Origin of the sequence: Streptococcus sp. HMSC077D04, from assembly GCF_001808785.1 — a bacterium.
GTDB lineage: Bacteria > Bacillota > Bacilli > Lactobacillales > Streptococcaceae > Streptococcus > Streptococcus mitis_BX.
In genome coordinates, this window is record NZ_KV794510.1 from 76,704 (window position 1) to 93,339 (window position 16,636).

At 39.6% G+C, this 16,636-nt stretch carries 12 protein-coding genes, 1 pseudogene and 1 other annotated feature; of the genes and pseudogenes, 2 read left to right on the forward strand and 11 right to left on the reverse strand.

The genetic code is table 11. The features are described 5' to 3' along the window. Positions 1–31 precede the first annotated feature (31 nt). The gene (locus tag HMPREF2701_RS02165; protein WP_070481998.1) at positions 32–1,147 is read left to right on the forward strand and encodes a hypothetical protein; all 1,116 of its coding nucleotides are present in this window, start codon (positions 32–34) and stop codon (positions 1,145–1,147) included. Between the two features lie 184 nt (positions 1,148–1,331). On the opposite strand, the gene rplL is transcribed toward HMPREF2701_RS02165, so the two are convergent. The 9 genes from rplL to mecA all read right to left on the reverse strand — a co-directional run bounded on the left by rplL (position 1,332) and on the right by mecA (position 11,515). Then, positions 1,332–1,700 carry a 50S ribosomal protein L7/L12 gene (gene rplL, locus HMPREF2701_RS02170; protein WP_001196965.1) on the reverse strand — a complete coding sequence of 123 codons (369 nt, stop codon included), beginning with the start codon at positions 1,698–1,700 and terminating at the stop codon, positions 1,332–1,334. A 71-nt stretch (positions 1,701–1,771) separates the two neighbouring features. Beyond that, positions 1,772–2,272 carry a 50S ribosomal protein L10 gene (gene rplJ / locus HMPREF2701_RS02175; protein ID WP_004259693.1) on the reverse strand — a complete coding sequence of 167 codons (501 nt, stop codon included), beginning with the start codon at positions 2,270–2,272 and terminating at the stop codon, positions 1,772–1,774. Between the two features lie 38 nt (positions 2,273–2,310). Then, positions 2,311–2,446: a sequence feature (ribosomal protein L10 leader region), on the reverse strand. Between the two features lie 76 nt (positions 2,447–2,522). Continuing rightward, on the reverse strand, positions 2,523–3,782 hold the full coding sequence (locus HMPREF2701_RS02180; protein ID WP_061590078.1) for a TRZ/ATZ family protein: 1,260 nt from the start codon (positions 3,780–3,782) through the stop codon (positions 2,523–2,525). A gap of 114 nt (positions 3,783–3,896) precedes the next feature. After that, the gene (locus HMPREF2701_RS02185) at positions 3,897–5,645 is read right to left on the reverse strand and encodes an ABC transporter ATP-binding protein (RefSeq protein WP_070481999.1); all 1,749 of its coding nucleotides are present in this window, start codon (positions 5,643–5,645) and stop codon (positions 3,897–3,899) included. A 1-nt stretch (position 5,646) separates the two neighbouring features. Then, positions 5,647–7,371 (reverse strand): ABC transporter ATP-binding protein, encoded by a 1,725-nt coding sequence (locus HMPREF2701_RS02190; RefSeq protein ID WP_061590077.1) that lies wholly within the window; start codon positions 7,369–7,371, stop codon positions 5,647–5,649. Positions 7,372–7,431: 60 nt separating this feature from the next. After that, positions 7,432–8,370 carry a peptide-methionine (R)-S-oxide reductase MsrB gene (msrB, locus tag HMPREF2701_RS02195; protein ID WP_061590076.1) on the reverse strand — a complete coding sequence of 313 codons (939 nt, stop codon included), beginning with the start codon at positions 8,368–8,370 and terminating at the stop codon, positions 7,432–7,434. 98 nt (positions 8,371–8,468) lie between these two features. Continuing rightward, the gene (gene thrB / locus HMPREF2701_RS02200; protein WP_061590075.1) at positions 8,469–9,338 is read right to left on the reverse strand and encodes a homoserine kinase; all 870 of its coding nucleotides are present in this window, start codon (positions 9,336–9,338) and stop codon (positions 8,469–8,471) included. A 1-nt stretch (position 9,339) separates the two neighbouring features. Next, positions 9,340–10,626: a homoserine dehydrogenase gene (locus tag HMPREF2701_RS02205; RefSeq protein WP_070482000.1), complete on the reverse strand. Its 1,287-nt coding sequence runs from the start codon at positions 10,624–10,626 to the stop codon at positions 9,340–9,342. Between the two features lie 151 nt (positions 10,627–10,777). Next, entirely contained in the window at positions 10,778–11,515 is a 738-nt protein-coding gene (gene mecA / locus HMPREF2701_RS02210; RefSeq protein WP_050313829.1) for an adaptor protein MecA, read from the reverse strand. A gap of 124 nt (positions 11,516–11,639) precedes the next feature. On the opposite strand from mecA, the gene HMPREF2701_RS02215 reads away from it, so the two are divergent. Continuing rightward, a complete protein-coding gene (locus HMPREF2701_RS02215) occupies positions 11,640–13,118 on the forward strand; it encodes an oligosaccharide flippase family protein (protein ID WP_061590072.1) in 1,479 nt (492 codons plus the stop codon). A gap of 47 nt (positions 13,119–13,165) precedes the next feature. Here HMPREF2701_RS02215 and HMPREF2701_RS02220 read toward each other — a convergent pair. Continuing rightward, a pseudogene (locus tag HMPREF2701_RS02220) lies at positions 13,166–15,757 on the reverse strand (MBL fold metallo-hydrolase). 39 nt (positions 15,758–15,796) lie between these two features. Next, positions 15,797–16,609, reverse strand: coding sequence for a LicD family protein (locus HMPREF2701_RS02225; RefSeq protein ID WP_049487269.1), 813 nt, complete (start codon positions 16,607–16,609; stop codon positions 15,797–15,799). Positions 16,610–16,636: the final 27 nt, after the last annotated feature.

The following is a 16,636-nucleotide window of genomic DNA, read 5'->3' on the forward strand; positions in this document are numbered from 1 at the left end:
TTTTTTTTCATAACAAAATAAAGGAGTTTTTATGAGTAAAATAAGTAATTGGCATGAATTTTACGAGCCTTACATTCCAGTTCGAAGTATTTTTCGCACTGATACTATTGTTGATAAGTACATTAAAGAAAATTATCCTAAAATCATTGAAGAACAGTTTGAGATTTACAAAGCTGAAGGCAAATACAAACGAGCAAGTGAATTTATAGAAAATGAAATCAAACCAGGTTTGAGAAATCCTGATTCTTATTTCTTAGAATTAAAGAAAGGAAATAAAAAAGATATTACTGGTATTATTCCAAATATCCAAAAATTACCTTTCGTGAAAGATTATATTGATGATTTAGAGCATTCAGAATATGATAAGGACAGAGTATATTTTAGGGATTGTTTAATGTTAGGGGCAACACTTGTGAACTACCCTAGATTTTCACACTATCTTTTATGGATATTTTCAACAACTGATGATAATTCTGAAGTATTTTCATATGGAAGTTTCTACCTAAACAAGATTTCGAGAAATATTAAAGATAATGTTGATAAATTTGAAACAATAAATGAAGAAGATTATAGCATCTCCTTAGATTGTTATCAAAGGTATTTTAATATTGATATTTTTTTAACTAAAGAGAGTATTATTGATTTTTATATTGAAAGAGAATATTACAAGATAATAAAAGACCAATATAAAATATTCAAAAAAACTAAGGCATTCAATAATCAAGAAGAATTCATCAAGAAAATGGTTATGGAATATATTGATGATGGAAAATCTCTTTATCACAATTTGATTAACAGAAAAAGAAAAATGGATAATGATTTATTGAAAAAATTTCGGGACTTCCCTATCTTGAGGGATAAGAATTCTATCCATTACAAAAATATTGAAAAATTAACTCAAATCAGAACAGCTTTACAAATGGGAGCTTTAGCTTTTCAAAAATTTCCTCACCTGGCTACTGCTATTACAAATGCGATAAATAATAGTAAAGGGTATCTTAATGAACTTTCTAAATCATTTGCTTTGCTAGCCTTTCAGATGTATGAAGAAGAGCAATTTATCGAAAGTGAAATTAGGGAGGAAGAATATTATAGAACCAATAGCGAAGAAATTAAAACAGCTCGTTTAAGAGGTTTTGATGTATAAAAAAATCATCTTAGTAAGAATATTGCTAAGATGATTTTTTCTATCGATAAAACAACACCCCCACAAATATTTGTGGGGGTGTCTATGGGGGTGTTTCAATTGAAACAACTCCCTTTTTATCACCTTTTGCAAGAGCGAAAAGGCTATAATACTAGGCTTTCAGCCTTAAACAATCTTGTATTGATTATTTAAGAGTAACTGAAGCTCCAGCTTCTTCCAATTTAGCTTTGATTTCTTCAGCTTCTGCAGTTGCAACGCCTTCTTTAACAAGTGCTGGTGCACCGTCAACAAGTTCTTTAGCTTCTTTAAGACCAAGACCTGTGATTTCACGTACAACTTTGATAACGCCAACTTTTTTGTCGCCTGCAGATGTCAATTCAACGTCGAATGAATCTTTAGCAGCACCAGCGTCAGCAGCACCAGCTGCAGCAACAGCTACAGGAGCAGCTGCAGTTACACCAAATTCTTCTTCGATAGCTTTTACAAGGTCGTTCAATTCAAGGATTGAAGCTTCTTTAATTTCAGCAATAATGTTTTCAATGTTCAATGCCATTGTTATTTCCTCCAAATATGTTTTAAATTTATAATAGATTTCGTAGCTAGGCTACGCTGCGTAGCTTAAGATTAAGCTGCGTCTTCTTTGTTGTCTGCAACCGCTTTGACTGCAAGAGCAACGTTGCGCACTGGCGCTTGAAGTACAGAAAGGAGCATAGAAAGAAGTCCTTCGCGGTTTGGAAGAGTTGCAAGAGCAAGAATCTCTTCTTTAGATGCGACAGCGCCTTCGATTGCACCACCTTTGATTTCAAGTGCTTCAGCGTTTTTAGAAAAGTCGTTCAAGATTTTCGCTGGTGCGATAACATCTTCGTTAGAAAATGCTACTGCAGATGGTCCAACAAATACTGATGCAAGTTCTTCAAGACCAGCTTTTTCAGCTGCACGACGCAAGATTGAGTTTTTAATCACTTTATACTCAACTTCACTTCCACGAAGCTCACGACGAAGAACTGTATCTTGCTCAACTGTCAAACCACGAGCGTCTACAACGACGATAGATGCAGCAGCTTTCATTTTTTCAGCTACTACGTCAACTAGTTCCGCTTTTTTAGCAATAATTGCTTCACTCATTAGTGTGTTCACCTCCGTTATTATTTTGCTTGGGGAAATTTTTCAAAAGAAAAACGCGCCCAAACCTAGACACGAAAGTACAATACGCTTCTTTTTACATGATACGTTTTGTCCTCGGTAGGATACTTATGAGTCGAGCTCCCCTACTGTCTTAGGCAGTTTTTTCAAACCGTATATAAGTATAGCATAGTCAAAAAAAGAATGCAAGATTTTTGCAAACTTTTTTTAAAATTTTTTCGTGATTTTTCTTCTAAAGTTCTACTGTCAGGACTTGACCTTGCTTAACAACCTGTTCTCCAGCGATATAAACATCATCAACATCACTGGATTTAACAGCATAGACGAGATGAGAAAGCATATTTTCCTGAGGTTGGAGATGAATTTTCCCTTGTGGTTGAATAACGAGAAAATCTGCTTGCTTGCCGACTTCTAGACTTCCTATCTGATTTTCCATTCCTAGAACCTTAGCCCCTTCGATTGTCAGTGCCTTGAGGGCTGTTTCGATCGGAAATTGGCTGGCATCTCCACTTTTCATCTTCTGAAGAAGGGCTGCTGTTCGTCCTTCCTCAAACATATCAAGGTTGTTGTTGGAGGCAACCGAATCCGTCGCAATTCCGACTGCTACTCCTGCTTTTTGCAGTTGAATGATAGGAGCAATCCCTGATGCCAATTTGAGATTACTGATAGGATTGTGGGCAATAGACACTTGAGAAGTTGCCAAGCGTTCAATTTCTCTCTCGTTTAATTCGACCCCGTGAGCGAAGACGGACGGATGATCTAAGTAACCCAGTTCTTCTAGAAAAGCGAGGGGGCGTTTGCCGTAGCGTTTCAGGATAATGCCTGACTCCTCCTTGGTCTCCGCCACGTGGATATGGATTGGAATAGCAAACTCTTTTGCCATATCTAAACTCGCTTGCAGCAAGTCTTGATTACAGCTGTAAGGAGAATGTGGTGCTACCATAACCTTGAAATTTAGATTTTCATATCCTAAAATTTCCTCAATAATTGCTCGTGTTCTGCTTATGGTCTCAGCAGTTGTGTCTGCCCCTGAAGAAAAGAGGGTCGGTGAGAAATAACAACGCATCTTGGAATCTTTCACTGCCTGATAAATCTGCTCAATATCCACACCATTAGGATTATACATATCGTTGAAGGTTGTTGTTCCTGACTGGAGCATCTCTGTCAGAGCTTCTTTGACCGCCTTGGTAGTCATGTCGGGAGTAAACTCAGCTTCTGCAGGCCAGATATAATCATTGAGCCATTCATGGAGATTGCTATCATCTCGAATTCCTCTCAATCCCGTCATAGCAGAATGGGTGTGACAATTGACCAAACCAGGCATAATCCAGGATCCCTGATAGTCTATAATCTGCTCAGCTTGCTCTAAAATCTCTGACTTCTCTTGACCGACATAGACGATTTGAGAATCCTTAACGGCTAAGATTCCATCTAGATAGACATGGAAATCTTTGTCACAAGTCACGATATTTACATGCTGAAAGACTTTCATTCTAGGCTCCTTTTCTAAAAGACAATTTACAGTGAACAATTTTTCTAGCTATTGTAACAAAAAAGTCACCCGAAGGCAACTTTTTTTGTCCATAAGATTTCAAAGTAGAAAGGCTTATTCAGAGCTAAAAGCTGCAGCTTGCTGCATTTGGTAATACTTGCCCTTCTTAGACATAAGGTCATGATGGTTGCCATACTCAACAATATCACCATCCACCAAGACTAGAATCAGATCCGCATCCTGAATGGTTGACAGGCGGTGGGCAATGATAAAGCTTGTACGCCCCTTCATGAGTTTGGCAAAGGCATCCTGAACCAGCACTTCTGTCCGCGTATCGATGGAAGAGGTTGCCTCGTCTAAGATAAGAATCTTTGGAATAGCCAGAAAGACTCGGGCTATGGTCAAGAGCTGAGCCTGACCGACAGAAAGAGATTCTCCAGCATTTTCCAACTTGGTATCATAGCCTTGAGGTAGCTGTTGGATGAAAAAGTCTGCATTGGCTGCTTTGGCAGCAGCAATCACCTGCTCCCGACTGGCTTCAGGATGTCCAAAGGCAATATTATCATGAATGGTCCCTTGCTTGAGCCAAGTTTCCTGTAGCACCATGCCAAATTGTTGACGTAAAGAGGCACGACTATAGTCATAAATGGATTTCCCATCCAGCAAGATATCTCCCGAGTTAATGGGATAAAAACGCATGAGGAGATTGATAAGTGTTGATTTTCCAGCACCTGTCGGACCAACAATAGCCACCTTGCTACCAGCTGGAATATCAATAGATAAATCCTTAATCAAAATCTTTTCAGGATTGTAGCCAAAAGAGACATGTCTAAAAGAAATAGCTCCCTTAACTTGGTCACTGGTCAAGACTTCCTTACCAGTTTCAGTCACCTCAGGACTTTCTAAAACAGCATAGACACGCTCTGCACATGCCAAGGCACTTTGCAACTCGGCCAAAACTGAAGAAATATCGTTAAAGGGCTTGGTATACTGCTGAACATAGTTCAAAAAGGTCACTAAACGACCAACGGTCAGGGTGGAACCCATCATGATACGATAAGCTCCCACTCCAGCTAGAAGGGCATAAATGAGCGCATTGACAAAGCGAGTCGAAGGATTGACCGTTGAAGAATAAAAGATGGCTGACTGAGAATAGCCTGCATAGTTGTCATTAGCTTCATGCAGTCTTTGGATAAACTCTGCCTGAGCATTAAAAGATTGAATAATAGTCTGCTGACTCAACGATTCTTCAATCAACTGAGTCTGAATCCCCCTCGTCTCCGTTTGCTTTTGGAAGAGATGATAGGATCGTTTGGCAATGAAGCGTGAAATCACCATGGATAGTGGCGTCAACAGCAAGACCGAGAGAGTCATGAGGAGATGAATCTGAAGCATAGCTAGAATACTAACAAAAATCATCAAGACACCAATGAAAAATTGGTTAAAAATCATGGTCAAGCCAGCTGCCAACTGTTCGATGTCTGTGGTCACACGACTGACCATCTCTCCACTTCCTTGCTGATCAACAAAAGCAATCGGTAACCGATGGAGCTTATGGATGATTTGCTCTCGCAAGTCTCTGGTATAAGAGAAAATTAAGCGATTATAGAGGAGAGGATTGGTCCACTGTACAAGGGTATTTCCTATGACTACCAAGACCATTTGAATGAAAATCTGCCAAAAAACTGGTGAAGAACCAGCCACAAGGACCTGGTCAATGACCTGTCCAATCAAAATAGGTAGATAAATTGATAAGCCAACCTGGGCAATAGTTCCTAGAAAGGCTAGGAAAAGGAGGAAGGGATGGCTTGCTAAATCCTTAGCCAAACGTGAGAGTGTTTGATTTGCAGTTTGTCGTTTCATACTAGCCCTCCTTTCCATGTTGGGATGCATTGATTTCGCGATAAACTTGACTATATTTCATCAAGTCCTCGTGCTTGCCGATAGCTAGAAGCTCACCTTTTTCCAAGAGGAGAATCTGGTCAGCCATCTGTAAAGTCGATGTTCTTTGAGAAATCAAAATTAAGCTCGTATTTGGCAAATTTTCTCGAATAGCTTTCAAGAGCCTAGACTCGGTAATGGTGTCGATGGCCGAAGTCGCATCATCTAGGATGAGAAATGGAGCTTGGCGTAAGACTGCTCGAGCGATCGACAGCCTTTGTTTTTGTCCACCTGAGAAATTTCGACCTCCTGTCTCAACTAGAGCATCTAAAAGTCCTTCCTTTTCACTGACAAAATCCTTGGCTTGTGCAATTTCCAAGGCCTGCCAAAGTTCTTGGTCCGTTACTTCGTGATTGAAACCAAGAGTCAAGTTGGAACGAATGCTTCCCTTAAAGAGTTCGACTTTTTGGGGCACATAGGCAATCCAAGACCGCCACTGCTCAAGATTACGAGGACTAGATCCATCTCGATAAGGGTAAATGCTCCCCTTGTCTGCTGGGTAAATTCCAAGTAAGACTTGCACCAAGCTTGATTTACCAGAACCTGTTCCCCCAATGATACCAAGGATTTGCCCTTGAGTCATATCAAAGGAAATGTCTCTCAAAGAAGGCTGGGCCGCATCAGGATAGGTAAAGGTCAGTTCTTGAACTTGTAAAACCTGATCACTGGTAGCTTGCTTTTGTTCTAATTTTGAATGGATATCCTCTGGAGCCTCAGCAAAGACTTCCTCGATTCGCTTAGCAGAGATATAGGACTGGTTGAGAGAATTGATTAGCATAGCTAATTTGACCAATTCCACCAAAATCTGTAGGAGATAGTTGATAAGGGCAATGAGGGCCCCTTGACTGAGCAATCCTCCTTGAATAGAAACATATCCCTGCCAGATAATGACTAGGAGGATTCCATTAACAATCAGATAGGTTAGAGGGGTTAATAAACTAGACCAGAAACCTGTCTTTTCTTGTAATCTAGCATAGACTTGGTTAAGGGTTTGAAAAATTTGTAACTCTCGTTTTTCTTGACCAAAAGCACGAATAACCCGCATCCCTTGTATTTGCTGGCGTGTTTCTTGAACTAGTTGATCCGTTTTCTTTCTCAGGCTGCTGTAGAGAGGATTGACTAACCGAGAAAGGCCTACAATAACGATTGTCAGAATCACAACCATGACCAAAAACCAGAGAGTCAGCTCAGCTGAGATTCGATAAGCCATAAAAATGGCACCAAAAACGATAATAGGCGCTCGTAAAAAGAGACGCAGGAATTGATTGATACCAGTCTGAATCTGGTAGGTATCCGAAGTCAAGCGAGTGACCAAGCTAGAAGTTGTCAAACGGTCTCTACTGTCCTTAGGTAAAGATAGAATATGACGATAGAGGTCGTTTGTCAATTCCTTGGCAAAACCCACCGCAGCCTTAGCTGAGTAGAACTGGGCTATTAAGGCCACTACAACACCAATTACTGCAAAGATAAGGAGCAAACCAATCTGCATCCAGAGATGACCTTGATTTTTCTGGGGCAAGGATTGGTCAACAATCCCAGCAATCACCATGGGAACCAAGAGCTCAAACACAGCTTCTAGTAACTTGAACAAGGGTGCTAAAATTGATTCCTTGATGTAGGGTTTAAAGTAAGATAATAGGTGTTTCATAAATCCCTTCTATTCGTATTCTGGAAATGAAGAAAGTGGGAAGCACCCACCCTCTCTGTTTTATTTGTTTAAGTAAGGCAGTAGATAGCCATATCCTTCCTCTTCCATCTCATCCTTGGATACAAAACGCAAGGATGCAGAATTAATACAGTAACGAAGTCCACCTAACTCCCGAGGGCCATCTGTGAAAACATGACCCAAGTGAGCATTCCCCGATCGAGAACGAACCTCAATTCGCTCCATTCCATGGCTCATGTCCTTGTAATAATGAATCAACTCCTTAGAAATCGGACGACTAAAACTTGGCCAACCACAACCTGAGGCAAACTTATCCTTGGCAAAAAAGAGTGGCTCACTCGTCGTAATGTCTACATAAATCCCTTCTTCAAAGGTTTGGTCATAGGCATTGGTAAATGGAGCCTCTGTAGCAGCTTCTTGGGTGACACGATAGGACTCTTCAGTTAAGCTTTCCTTTAACACCTCTTGGCTAGGCTTTTCATAGTTTGCCACATCAATCAAGGGCTTCTCAGCATCCGTCACATCGATATGACAGTAACCTGAAGGATTCTTCTTAAGATAGTCTTGATGGTAATCTTCAGCCAGAATGTAGTGGCGAAGTTTCTCCACCTCTACTGCAATCTTTCGACCCATCATGCGCTCCTGCTCCTGCACCACTGTGTAGATAGCTGGCAAGTCTGCTTCATCCTGGTAATATATACCGGTCCGATACTGACGTCCACGGTCATTCCCTTGTTGATTGACTGATAATGGATCAATAACACGGAAATAATAAAGCAAAATTTCTCTGAGTGACACTGCTTTCTCATCGTAAATCACTTGAACCGTTTCTGCATGGTCTGTTTCCTTGAGCAACTGGTAATTGGTCGTTTCGACTTGTCCATTAGCGTAGCCAACACTGGTTGCTGATACTCCAGAAATGCGTGAAAAATATTCCTCTAGACCCCAAAAACAACCACCTGCTAGATAAATTTCTGCCATCTTTATTTCTCCTTTATCAAGTTTTTAACTAGACTTCTTTTCAAAAAAAGGATAGGAAGCCCTCTGGTCGAGAGTTTCCCCATCCTATCTTCTATTCTTTATTTTGCTTCGACACGAACACCTTGGTTATCAACCTTCAAGTCATGCAGTTTTCCTTTGAAGGGTTGCTTTTCCAATTCTGCCTTAATCGTTGGCATCTTGTCATGCGAAGCCAGAATCATAACTGTCGGCCCAGCACCAGAAAGGTAGGTTGCATAGGCACCATTTTCTTTGGCTACTTGCTTAATCGTCGCAAATTCTCTCACCAAGTCCTGACGATAGCGCTCGTGGAAGAGGTCTCCCTCGATTGCTTGCCCAGCAGTCGCCATGTCTCCTGCCAACAAGGCCGCAACCGCCACATTGGCGATAGAACTAGCTGCAACAGCTTCCTTATAGGACAATTTCTTAGGCAAGACACCACGGCTGTCTCGAGTACGCAATTCATAGTTTGGAATGTAGGCTAGGAAATCACACTCTGGGAAGTCTGCTACAATAGCTGAAACTTGCCCTTCAACGGAACTTGCAATAACGAGATTACCATAGATGGCGGGTGCCACATTGTCAGGATGTCCCTCAATCTTAGTTGCTAACTGCAGTTTTTCGTGATCAGTTAAATTAAGATTTGCAAGTTGGTTAGCTAATTCAATCCCAGCTACAATAACCGAGCTGGAAGAACCCAAACCACGCGCCAAGGGAACATCACTGGTCATTTTCAAGCGTCTTGGTTGCAAGTCTGGTACAATTTGTAAAGCAATTTTTAGTAAGAGATTACGCTCGTCATGAGGAATCCATTTGCCAATCTGGTGTTCAATCAACCACTCTTCTCGTTCTTCGCAGACCTCAATTTGAAGATACTTGGTTACAGCTACACCGACCGAGTCAAAACCTGGCCCGATATTGGCACTGGTTGCAGGTACAATAATCTTCATCTTATTCTCCTAGCACCTTGAAGGTATTCAAGAGGTCGAATTCTGAAACCTTCTTCAATTCAGCTGAGACATTTTCAAGCTGGGCTTTATTAATCTTGTGTGTGATGATCACGACACGCGCCTTGTCACCTTCTTTTCCATCTTGAAGGATTTGCTTGAAGGAAATATCTTGGGCATTAAAGATTTCAGCCAACTTCAAGACCTGACCTTTTGAGTCTGGAGCCAAGATTGAGAAGTAGTAGTTTGCTTTGACATCTTCTGGATTTGCCAAGACCAAGTCACGGCTGTATTCGTTGAAGTCTTTGCCAATGGTACCATCATTCAGGCGACGAACGATACGGACAATATCTGCTACAACACTTGTTGCAGTTGGTTTTTGACCAGCACCTGGTCCGTAGTACATAGACTCGCCGATACCGATAGATTCTACAAAAACAGCGTTCATTACGCCATTCACACTAGCAAGTGGGTGCGCTTTAGGAAGGAAGGTCGGAGTTACTTCTGCAGCAATACCTGAAGGAGTTTCCTCGATAGAACCAACCAATTTCACTACATAGCCAAGGTCTTGAGCCACAGCTACATCTTCTGGTGTGATGTTACGGATTCCCTTATGAGCTACATCGTCAAAGGCAACCTTCATACCAAAAGCAAATTGGCTCAAAATGACCATCTTGTAGGCTGCGTCAATTCCATCTACGTCATTTGTAGGGTCACTTTCTGCAAAACCTAGTCTTTGTGCTTCCGCAAGAGCATCATCGTAAGACCAGCCTTCTTCCACCATCTTGGTCATCATGAAGTTAGAAGTTCCGTTAACCACACCAAGCACGCGCGTGATTTTATCAGAAGCCAAGGAATTTGCTAGAGTGCGAAGAATTGGAATCCCACCAGCTACTGCTGCTTCGTAGTAAAGTGCTACCTTATTAGCCTTAGCACTTTCTAGCAATTCTGCACCATGGACAGCTAAAAGGTCCTTGTTGGCAGTAACAACGTGTTTCCCAGCTTCTAAGGCACGAGTGATAAAGGTTTTAGCAGGCTCGATACGCCCCATCAATTCCACTACGATCGTAATGTCTTGGTCTGACAAAATATCATCCACATTGGTTACAAAGTTAAAGTCATTTCCTGCTGCAAGCAAGCGATTCTTTTCATCTTCATCCTTAACCAATACCTTAGCAACTTCAATCTCTGAATGTGCTGATTGATTGATTTTTTCTCCATTTTCCTTTAGGAGGAAAGGCACACCACTTGCAACGGTACCAAATCCTAGTAAAGCAATTTTAACTGTCATGTTTGTCTCCTCGAAATTTTCTAATATAGCCATTATAACAGAATTTTGTGAAAAATCCTATTATAGTAAATCACTATTTCAATCTAGAAAAGAAAAAACGAATCAGACGATTCGCTCTTCTTAAAATCGAGAAATATCTTTCCAGAAATGATTATCCAATCTTTTGCAGATTAAGCACTGCATCGTGATTCATCAAGACTTGGCCATACTCTTGCAAAACTGAGCGACTGATGTCACTATCATCTGCAAACTCGCGCATACGAGCCAAAAGCCAAGCTGGATATGGACTTGGATGATTTTCAATATCCACTAGAATAGTCAAATAATAGCGCTCGTTCATTTTGTAGAGTTCAGAAGTTTCCATCTCAAAAGTCACTGTCTTGGCAAAAGCCACCAAGTCAGCCAACTTAGCAAAAGAAAGGATGTAGTAGATGTAAGGCTCTTTCTTGCTTTCAGCTTCTTGTTCAGCCTGCTCTTGCTCTTCTTCCTTGGCTTCTACTTGCTCAAGAGATTGAATCGCTTCGATGTCATCCTTGGTTTTGTCTGCGATGCTTTTTTCTAAGGTTTTGATAAATTCATCTGGCGACATTTGAGCTAATTCTTCCATATCTGGCAAATCCGATAAATCTTCAAAATCTAGATTTTGGTCAATCTTAGACTTGGTCACAAAGACATCTACCTTATCAGGTTTTGGAGTCACACGGAAGCTCAACATGCCTGTATCTAGAAAGCTATCAGGCATCTCTAACTCATCCAAGATGGCATAAAAGAACTCTTCTGTTTTTTCTTGAGGAACGAGAAAGTCAGCAATCTCCATCCCTCGATCCATCAAATCCTCTAAAGACATCGTGATTTTTAAAGTAGTATCACTAATTTGTTTCATTTTCATTGCTAGTAACCTCATACTTTCAGTTCTATCTATTATACTAGATTTTTACGATTTTATCAAAAGAATGAAGCGAGAATGTGATATAATACTAGAGACCATTTTACAATACAAGAAAGAAAGTACAATGAAAAATATAAAAGTTAATGCACTGGCTAGCTTACTAGTCAATGTTCTCAATATCGTTTTTCCACTGATAACCAATCCTTATCTAACGCGGATTCTCAGCAAATCCAACTACGGTTATTTCAATACCGCCAATACCTGGGCTAGCTTTGTCATTCCTTTAGCCGCATTTGGAATCTATAACTACGGAATTCGAGCTATCAGTAAGGTCAAGGACGACAAAGATAAGATTAATTATGTCTTCTCCAAGTTATTCTATATATCTGTAATTACTTCTGTCCTTACAACAAGTATCTATTTTTTGTTTATTTACCTAGATAATAGTATTGAAAATTTGAAAGAACTCTACTATATACTTGGTGTCCAGGCTCTCTTCCAATTCCTTTATATCGAGTGGATGAACGAGGCTTATGAAAACTATGCCTTCATCCTTTACAAGACATTGATTATTCGGATTGCCATGCTGGTTGCTATCTTTACCTTTGTTAAAACTGCAGATGATATCGTTCCTTATGCCATCGTCATGAGTGCGACAACTATCCTCAACTACCTGCTCAGTTTTCTTTGGATCAAGAGAGAAGTTTCCTTTGTCAAAATTGGTCTCATGGAATTAATCAAAGCATCTAAGCCACTCTTGACCATGTTGCTTCTAGCTAATGCCAATATGCTCTACACCTTACTTGATAGAATGTTTATCACCAAAGGGCCTGATGAAAACTACATTTCTTATTATACCATTGCTTCTAGCATCGTCATGTTGATTGCCAGTGTCCTGAGTGGAGCTATCAACGTCAGTATTCCACGTCTCGGCTACTATCTCGGTAAGAAAGACTACGAATCTTATAAAAATCTTCTAAACCAAGGAGCCGCCCTCTTTTATTTTCTTATCATTCCAACCAGTATTGGGATGATGGTATTAGGAAACTACGCTGCAGTCATCTACTCTTCTGAAAAATACCTTGAAGCTGGTATTGTGACTAGTGTCTTCGCCTTTCGAACTATCATTTGGGCTATTGAGTTGATTCTCGGTAAACAAATTATCTTCATCAACGACCACGAAAATCGTTTAACAGCCTTTTACTTTATTGGTGGCGGAGCTAATATCCTACTCAACAGTCTCTTGTATTTCAATAATATTTTTGCACCAGAGTACTACATTGCTACTACTATTATTGCAGAAACTGTAGTTGTTCTACTGGAAATTTACTTTATCAAGAAGCATCATCTGCTTGACTTAAAAGAAATATTTACTACTTTAACACGCTATACTATTGTATCGCTCGGATTCATTCCAATTTATTTCACTTTTAAATTTCTTTTCCAAATCAACTCTTATACAGTCAACCTCAATATGATACTCATGGTACTCTTGACTGTTGCGACTTGCGGTATCTATTATCTCTTGACGCTATTTCTTACCAAAGATAAAACACTCCACTATGCACTCAATCTTGCACTTGCTAAGATTAAAAGAAATTAAAAGAATCCCCTGCTAATAGACTATTCTACTAGCAGGGGATTTTCTCATTATTCCTTTTCTTTCTTGTCGGAACTACTTGACTCTATAATTGAGTCCTCTTTTTGTTTTTCTGAATTAGAAGAGTTAATTTCTTTATGATTTTCTTGCTTTTCTGCCTTATTAATCTTGTCTGATTTATCAGTTAGAGTAGATGTTTCCTGTTTGTTTGTAGAATGATTTTGCTGCTTATCAACAGTAACTACTTGTCTCCATACACCTTCTTCATTAACTTTATAACCATCAGGTGTGGTAGAATTTTTCAATAAGGAACCATCTGCTTGGAAATAGTACCAATTACCATCAACCTGTTTCCAGCCAGTTTGCATCGCTCCTGTTGAATCAAAGTAATATTGATCACCATTGACTTTTTGAAGGCCAACCAACATAATACCATCTTCAGGATTTAGATAATACCAGACGCCTTTGTCTTTTATCCAACCAGTTTTCATGGCTCCATTTGATTCAAAGTAACGGTAATGATTATCAAACCATTTCCAGCCAGTCTGCATGGCACCAGATGCACTAAAGTAATATTGCTTACCATCTACTTGATTGAGTCCAACCAACATAGCGCCTTCCTTAGATTCAAGATAATACCACATATCATGATCTTTTAGCCAACCAGTTTGAAGTGCACCAGATGCAGCGTAATAATGCCAGACATCATTTGACCACTGCCAGCCAACTTGCATGTTACCTGAGGATTTAAAGAAATAGGTTTTTCCATCAATCGCTTTAGAGCCTACGGCCATGATACCTGTTTCCGGATCCAAATAATACCATGATTCTTTATCTTTCAACCAACCAGTTTTCATAGCACCTGAGTTCGTATAGAAGTACCAGCTATTGTCTTGCCACTTCCAGCCAGTCTGCATGGCACCACTAGCATTCAAATAGTAACGAATACCCTTTATATCTTGTCTGCCAGTTAACATGATGCCATCTTTATCCAGATAATACCATGTTTCCTGATCCTTGACCCAGCCAGTTTTCATAGCTCCAGAACTTGCAAAATAGTTCCAGTGACCATCAACAAAGGCCCAGCCAGTTTGCATGACACCTTCTTGATTAAAGTAGTATGTGCTTCCATTGATATTCTTTTTACCGACAGTCTTTAGACCATCCTCATCATAGAAATACCAAGCTGAATCAATCTTTTGCCAAGTTGAAGGCTTACCTGAAATTTGTAGTACGCCACTTTCGCTAAAGAACATCTTCTTACCATTAAAAACTTGGTGTCCTGTCAGCATCTTACCATCTGCCGCAAAAAGGTATTTTTTCCCTCCAATTTCAGAGAGCTCGCTAAATCGTCTAGCACCATTCGACTGGATATAATACCAAGAGTTATCTAGCTTGAACCATCCACCAGTTTGCATTTTACCATTTTTGTTCAGATAGTAATCATTCCCCTTGGCATTTTCTCCCCAGTCGTCATTAAGGTGAAGCCAGCGGCCTGCTTGCATTTGTCCTTTTCCATTAAAGAAGTAAGTGGCTCCGCCAATCTCTTTCCAGCCGATAGCCATTTCCCCGTCAGACAAACGATATTTCCAATAGCCATCTTCTTGATACCATTTTTCGTCAACTACTGGGATATCAGGGAAGGTATTTGAAACATTAGCAAATCCTTTATCGCTAATATCAAAAACAGTAGCGTCTTGAGTTTGGCTAGCAGCACGAAGAACCTAAATATTTTTCTTCTGAAGGTATTCTCTAGTTGAAGCAACATTAATATCTCCACCAGTTGTCTGAATAATCATTTTTGGTGATAAGTTTTCAAGGAAATTAATCGTATTTGAAATTGTCGCATCATAATGGTGGTTCCATTTCATCATATCAACCTTGCCGATAACTGGACCTAACTTATCTTCTGCTCCTTCGGCATTATCCAAATCTCCACCAAGATAGATTCTCTTTCCTGCCACAGTCACTACTGAAACAATGGAGTTGGAGTTATCATCTCGAACTTTTTTCAGATTCCCATCAGCATCATATTCATTCTTATAGTTGTAGAGCTGGATATCCATATCACCTAATTTTATATGGCTATCCTCATCTGAAATATTCTGGATAAGCGTAACTCCTCGTTTTTGAGCTGCTCTCAAAGCATTATCATAATTGAAAAGATTATCCCATAGACCCCACTTTGCTGTGATTCGATCATCTGAATATTTTTTCAAATAAAACTTACCAACCTGATAACGATTGAGTATTTCGTCTGCTCCACCAATATGATCACTATGAACATGAGTTCCTATGATAAAATCTAATTTTTTAACACCTATTTCATCTAGGTGGCGAATCAATCTATCCTCTAATACTTGATAATTTCTCATAGAAATTCCCCAACGACTTGGATAGCGTGGGTCACTCCCATCAGGAAAATCATAGTCTTCTCCCATATCAATCAAAGCATAGTGACCATTGCTTTCCAGAAGGATGGCGTCACTCCCAGATTTTGCTTTAGTATTTATGAAATGGATACGATTGCCCGAACCTGCAGAGATAGTATTTGCATCTACTCCTTGCGATAACTGAATCAGCGCTAGAAAGAATACAAGAAAACTATACCCAACTAATTTTATTAACTGTTTATTTTTCATCTTGAAAACCCCTTTATTTTAAAAGATAAGAAACTTATACTAATCAATCCAATAATTTTTATCTCCTCCTGGCACTTGTTGCTCAATGGGTGGCGGACTCATATAGTTTTCTCCAAATTCGTAGACAAGTAATTCATGGTATTTTCTAGGAACCTTGACCACAATGTTTTCATACGGCATATCAATCAAATCATAGAGCCATTCTTTTTTTATACCATCTGGATAATAGGAATCATAGATAGTACAAGTGAGATCTGTTGCTTGATCCACACTATACTTCAAAGCAAGACTCTCTAATTTTTGGTTCCATATCTGTGGGGAAGTTAAACGAAAAATAGCTGACCCCATATAACGAGGGAGATTTTTAAGTCCACCATTCTCAGACTTAATCCCTTTAAAATTCAAAGAAGAAAGACGAATGAAATATTTGTAGAGCTTCATTTTCTTCTGGTCACTTTCTTGCGTTACGACACCATCATATGGAAAGATGTCAACGCAGGTTCCCAATACGACCGTTTTATCTATAAGATTAGCATCTCGACGTGTCCTCACATCATAGACTCGCATATAACTGTAAGGATACCCCTTTGTTTCTCTGAATGAAATTAATTTGTAGTAGGGATGATTTTCATTTTTTAAAACCTTATACAGTTTTTCAAACTCATCACGCGCTAAGGAAATATCTGTATCATCATCCCAAGGTATAAATCCTTTATGGCGTACAGCTCCTAGTAATGTTCCAAAATCAATAAAATATTTGATATGATGTTGTTCACAAAGATCATGAAGATACTTCAAAATATCTAATTCTACTTGTTTGATTTCTTCAAGAGTTAAAGTTCTTTCAGACATAGGTTTTATTCTCCTAATTTTGACTAT

Bases quoted from the DNA above. Each gene is read 5' to 3' on its own strand.
- HMPREF2701_RS02165 (WP_070481998.1), top strand. From the start codon at position 32: ATGAGTAAAATAAGTAATTGGCATGAATTTTACGAGCCTTACATTCCA.
- rplL (WP_001196965.1), bottom strand. From the start codon at position 1,700: ATGGCATTGAACATTGAAAACATTATTGCTGAAATTAAAGAAGCTTCA.
- rplJ (WP_004259693.1), bottom strand. From the start codon at position 2,272: ATGAGTGAAGCAATTATTGCTAAAAAAGCGGAACTAGTTGACGTAGTA.
- HMPREF2701_RS02180 (WP_061590078.1), bottom strand. From the start codon at position 3,782: ATGAAAGTCTTTCAGCATGTAAATATCGTGACTTGTGACAAAGATTTC.
- HMPREF2701_RS02185 (WP_070481999.1), bottom strand. From the start codon at position 5,645: ATGAAACGACAAACTGCAAATCAAACACTCTCACGTTTGGCTAAGGAT.
- HMPREF2701_RS02190 (WP_061590077.1), bottom strand. From the start codon at position 7,371: ATGAAACACCTATTATCTTACTTTAAACCCTACATCAAGGAATCAATT.
- msrB (WP_061590076.1), bottom strand. From the start codon at position 8,370: ATGGCAGAAATTTATCTAGCAGGTGGTTGTTTTTGGGGTCTAGAGGAA.
- thrB (WP_061590075.1), bottom strand. From the start codon at position 9,338: ATGAAGATTATTGTACCTGCAACCAGTGCCAATATCGGGCCAGGTTTT.
- HMPREF2701_RS02205 (WP_070482000.1), bottom strand. From the start codon at position 10,626: ATGACAGTTAAAATTGCTTTACTAGGATTTGGTACCGTTGCAAGTGGT.
- mecA (WP_050313829.1), bottom strand. From the start codon at position 11,515: ATGAAAATGAAACAAATTAGTGATACTACTTTAAAAATCACGATGTCT.
- HMPREF2701_RS02215 (WP_061590072.1), top strand. From the start codon at position 11,640: ATGAAAAATATAAAAGTTAATGCACTGGCTAGCTTACTAGTCAATGTT.
- HMPREF2701_RS02225 (WP_049487269.1), bottom strand. From the start codon at position 16,609: ATGTCTGAAAGAACTTTAACTCTTGAAGAAATCAAACAAGTAGAATTA.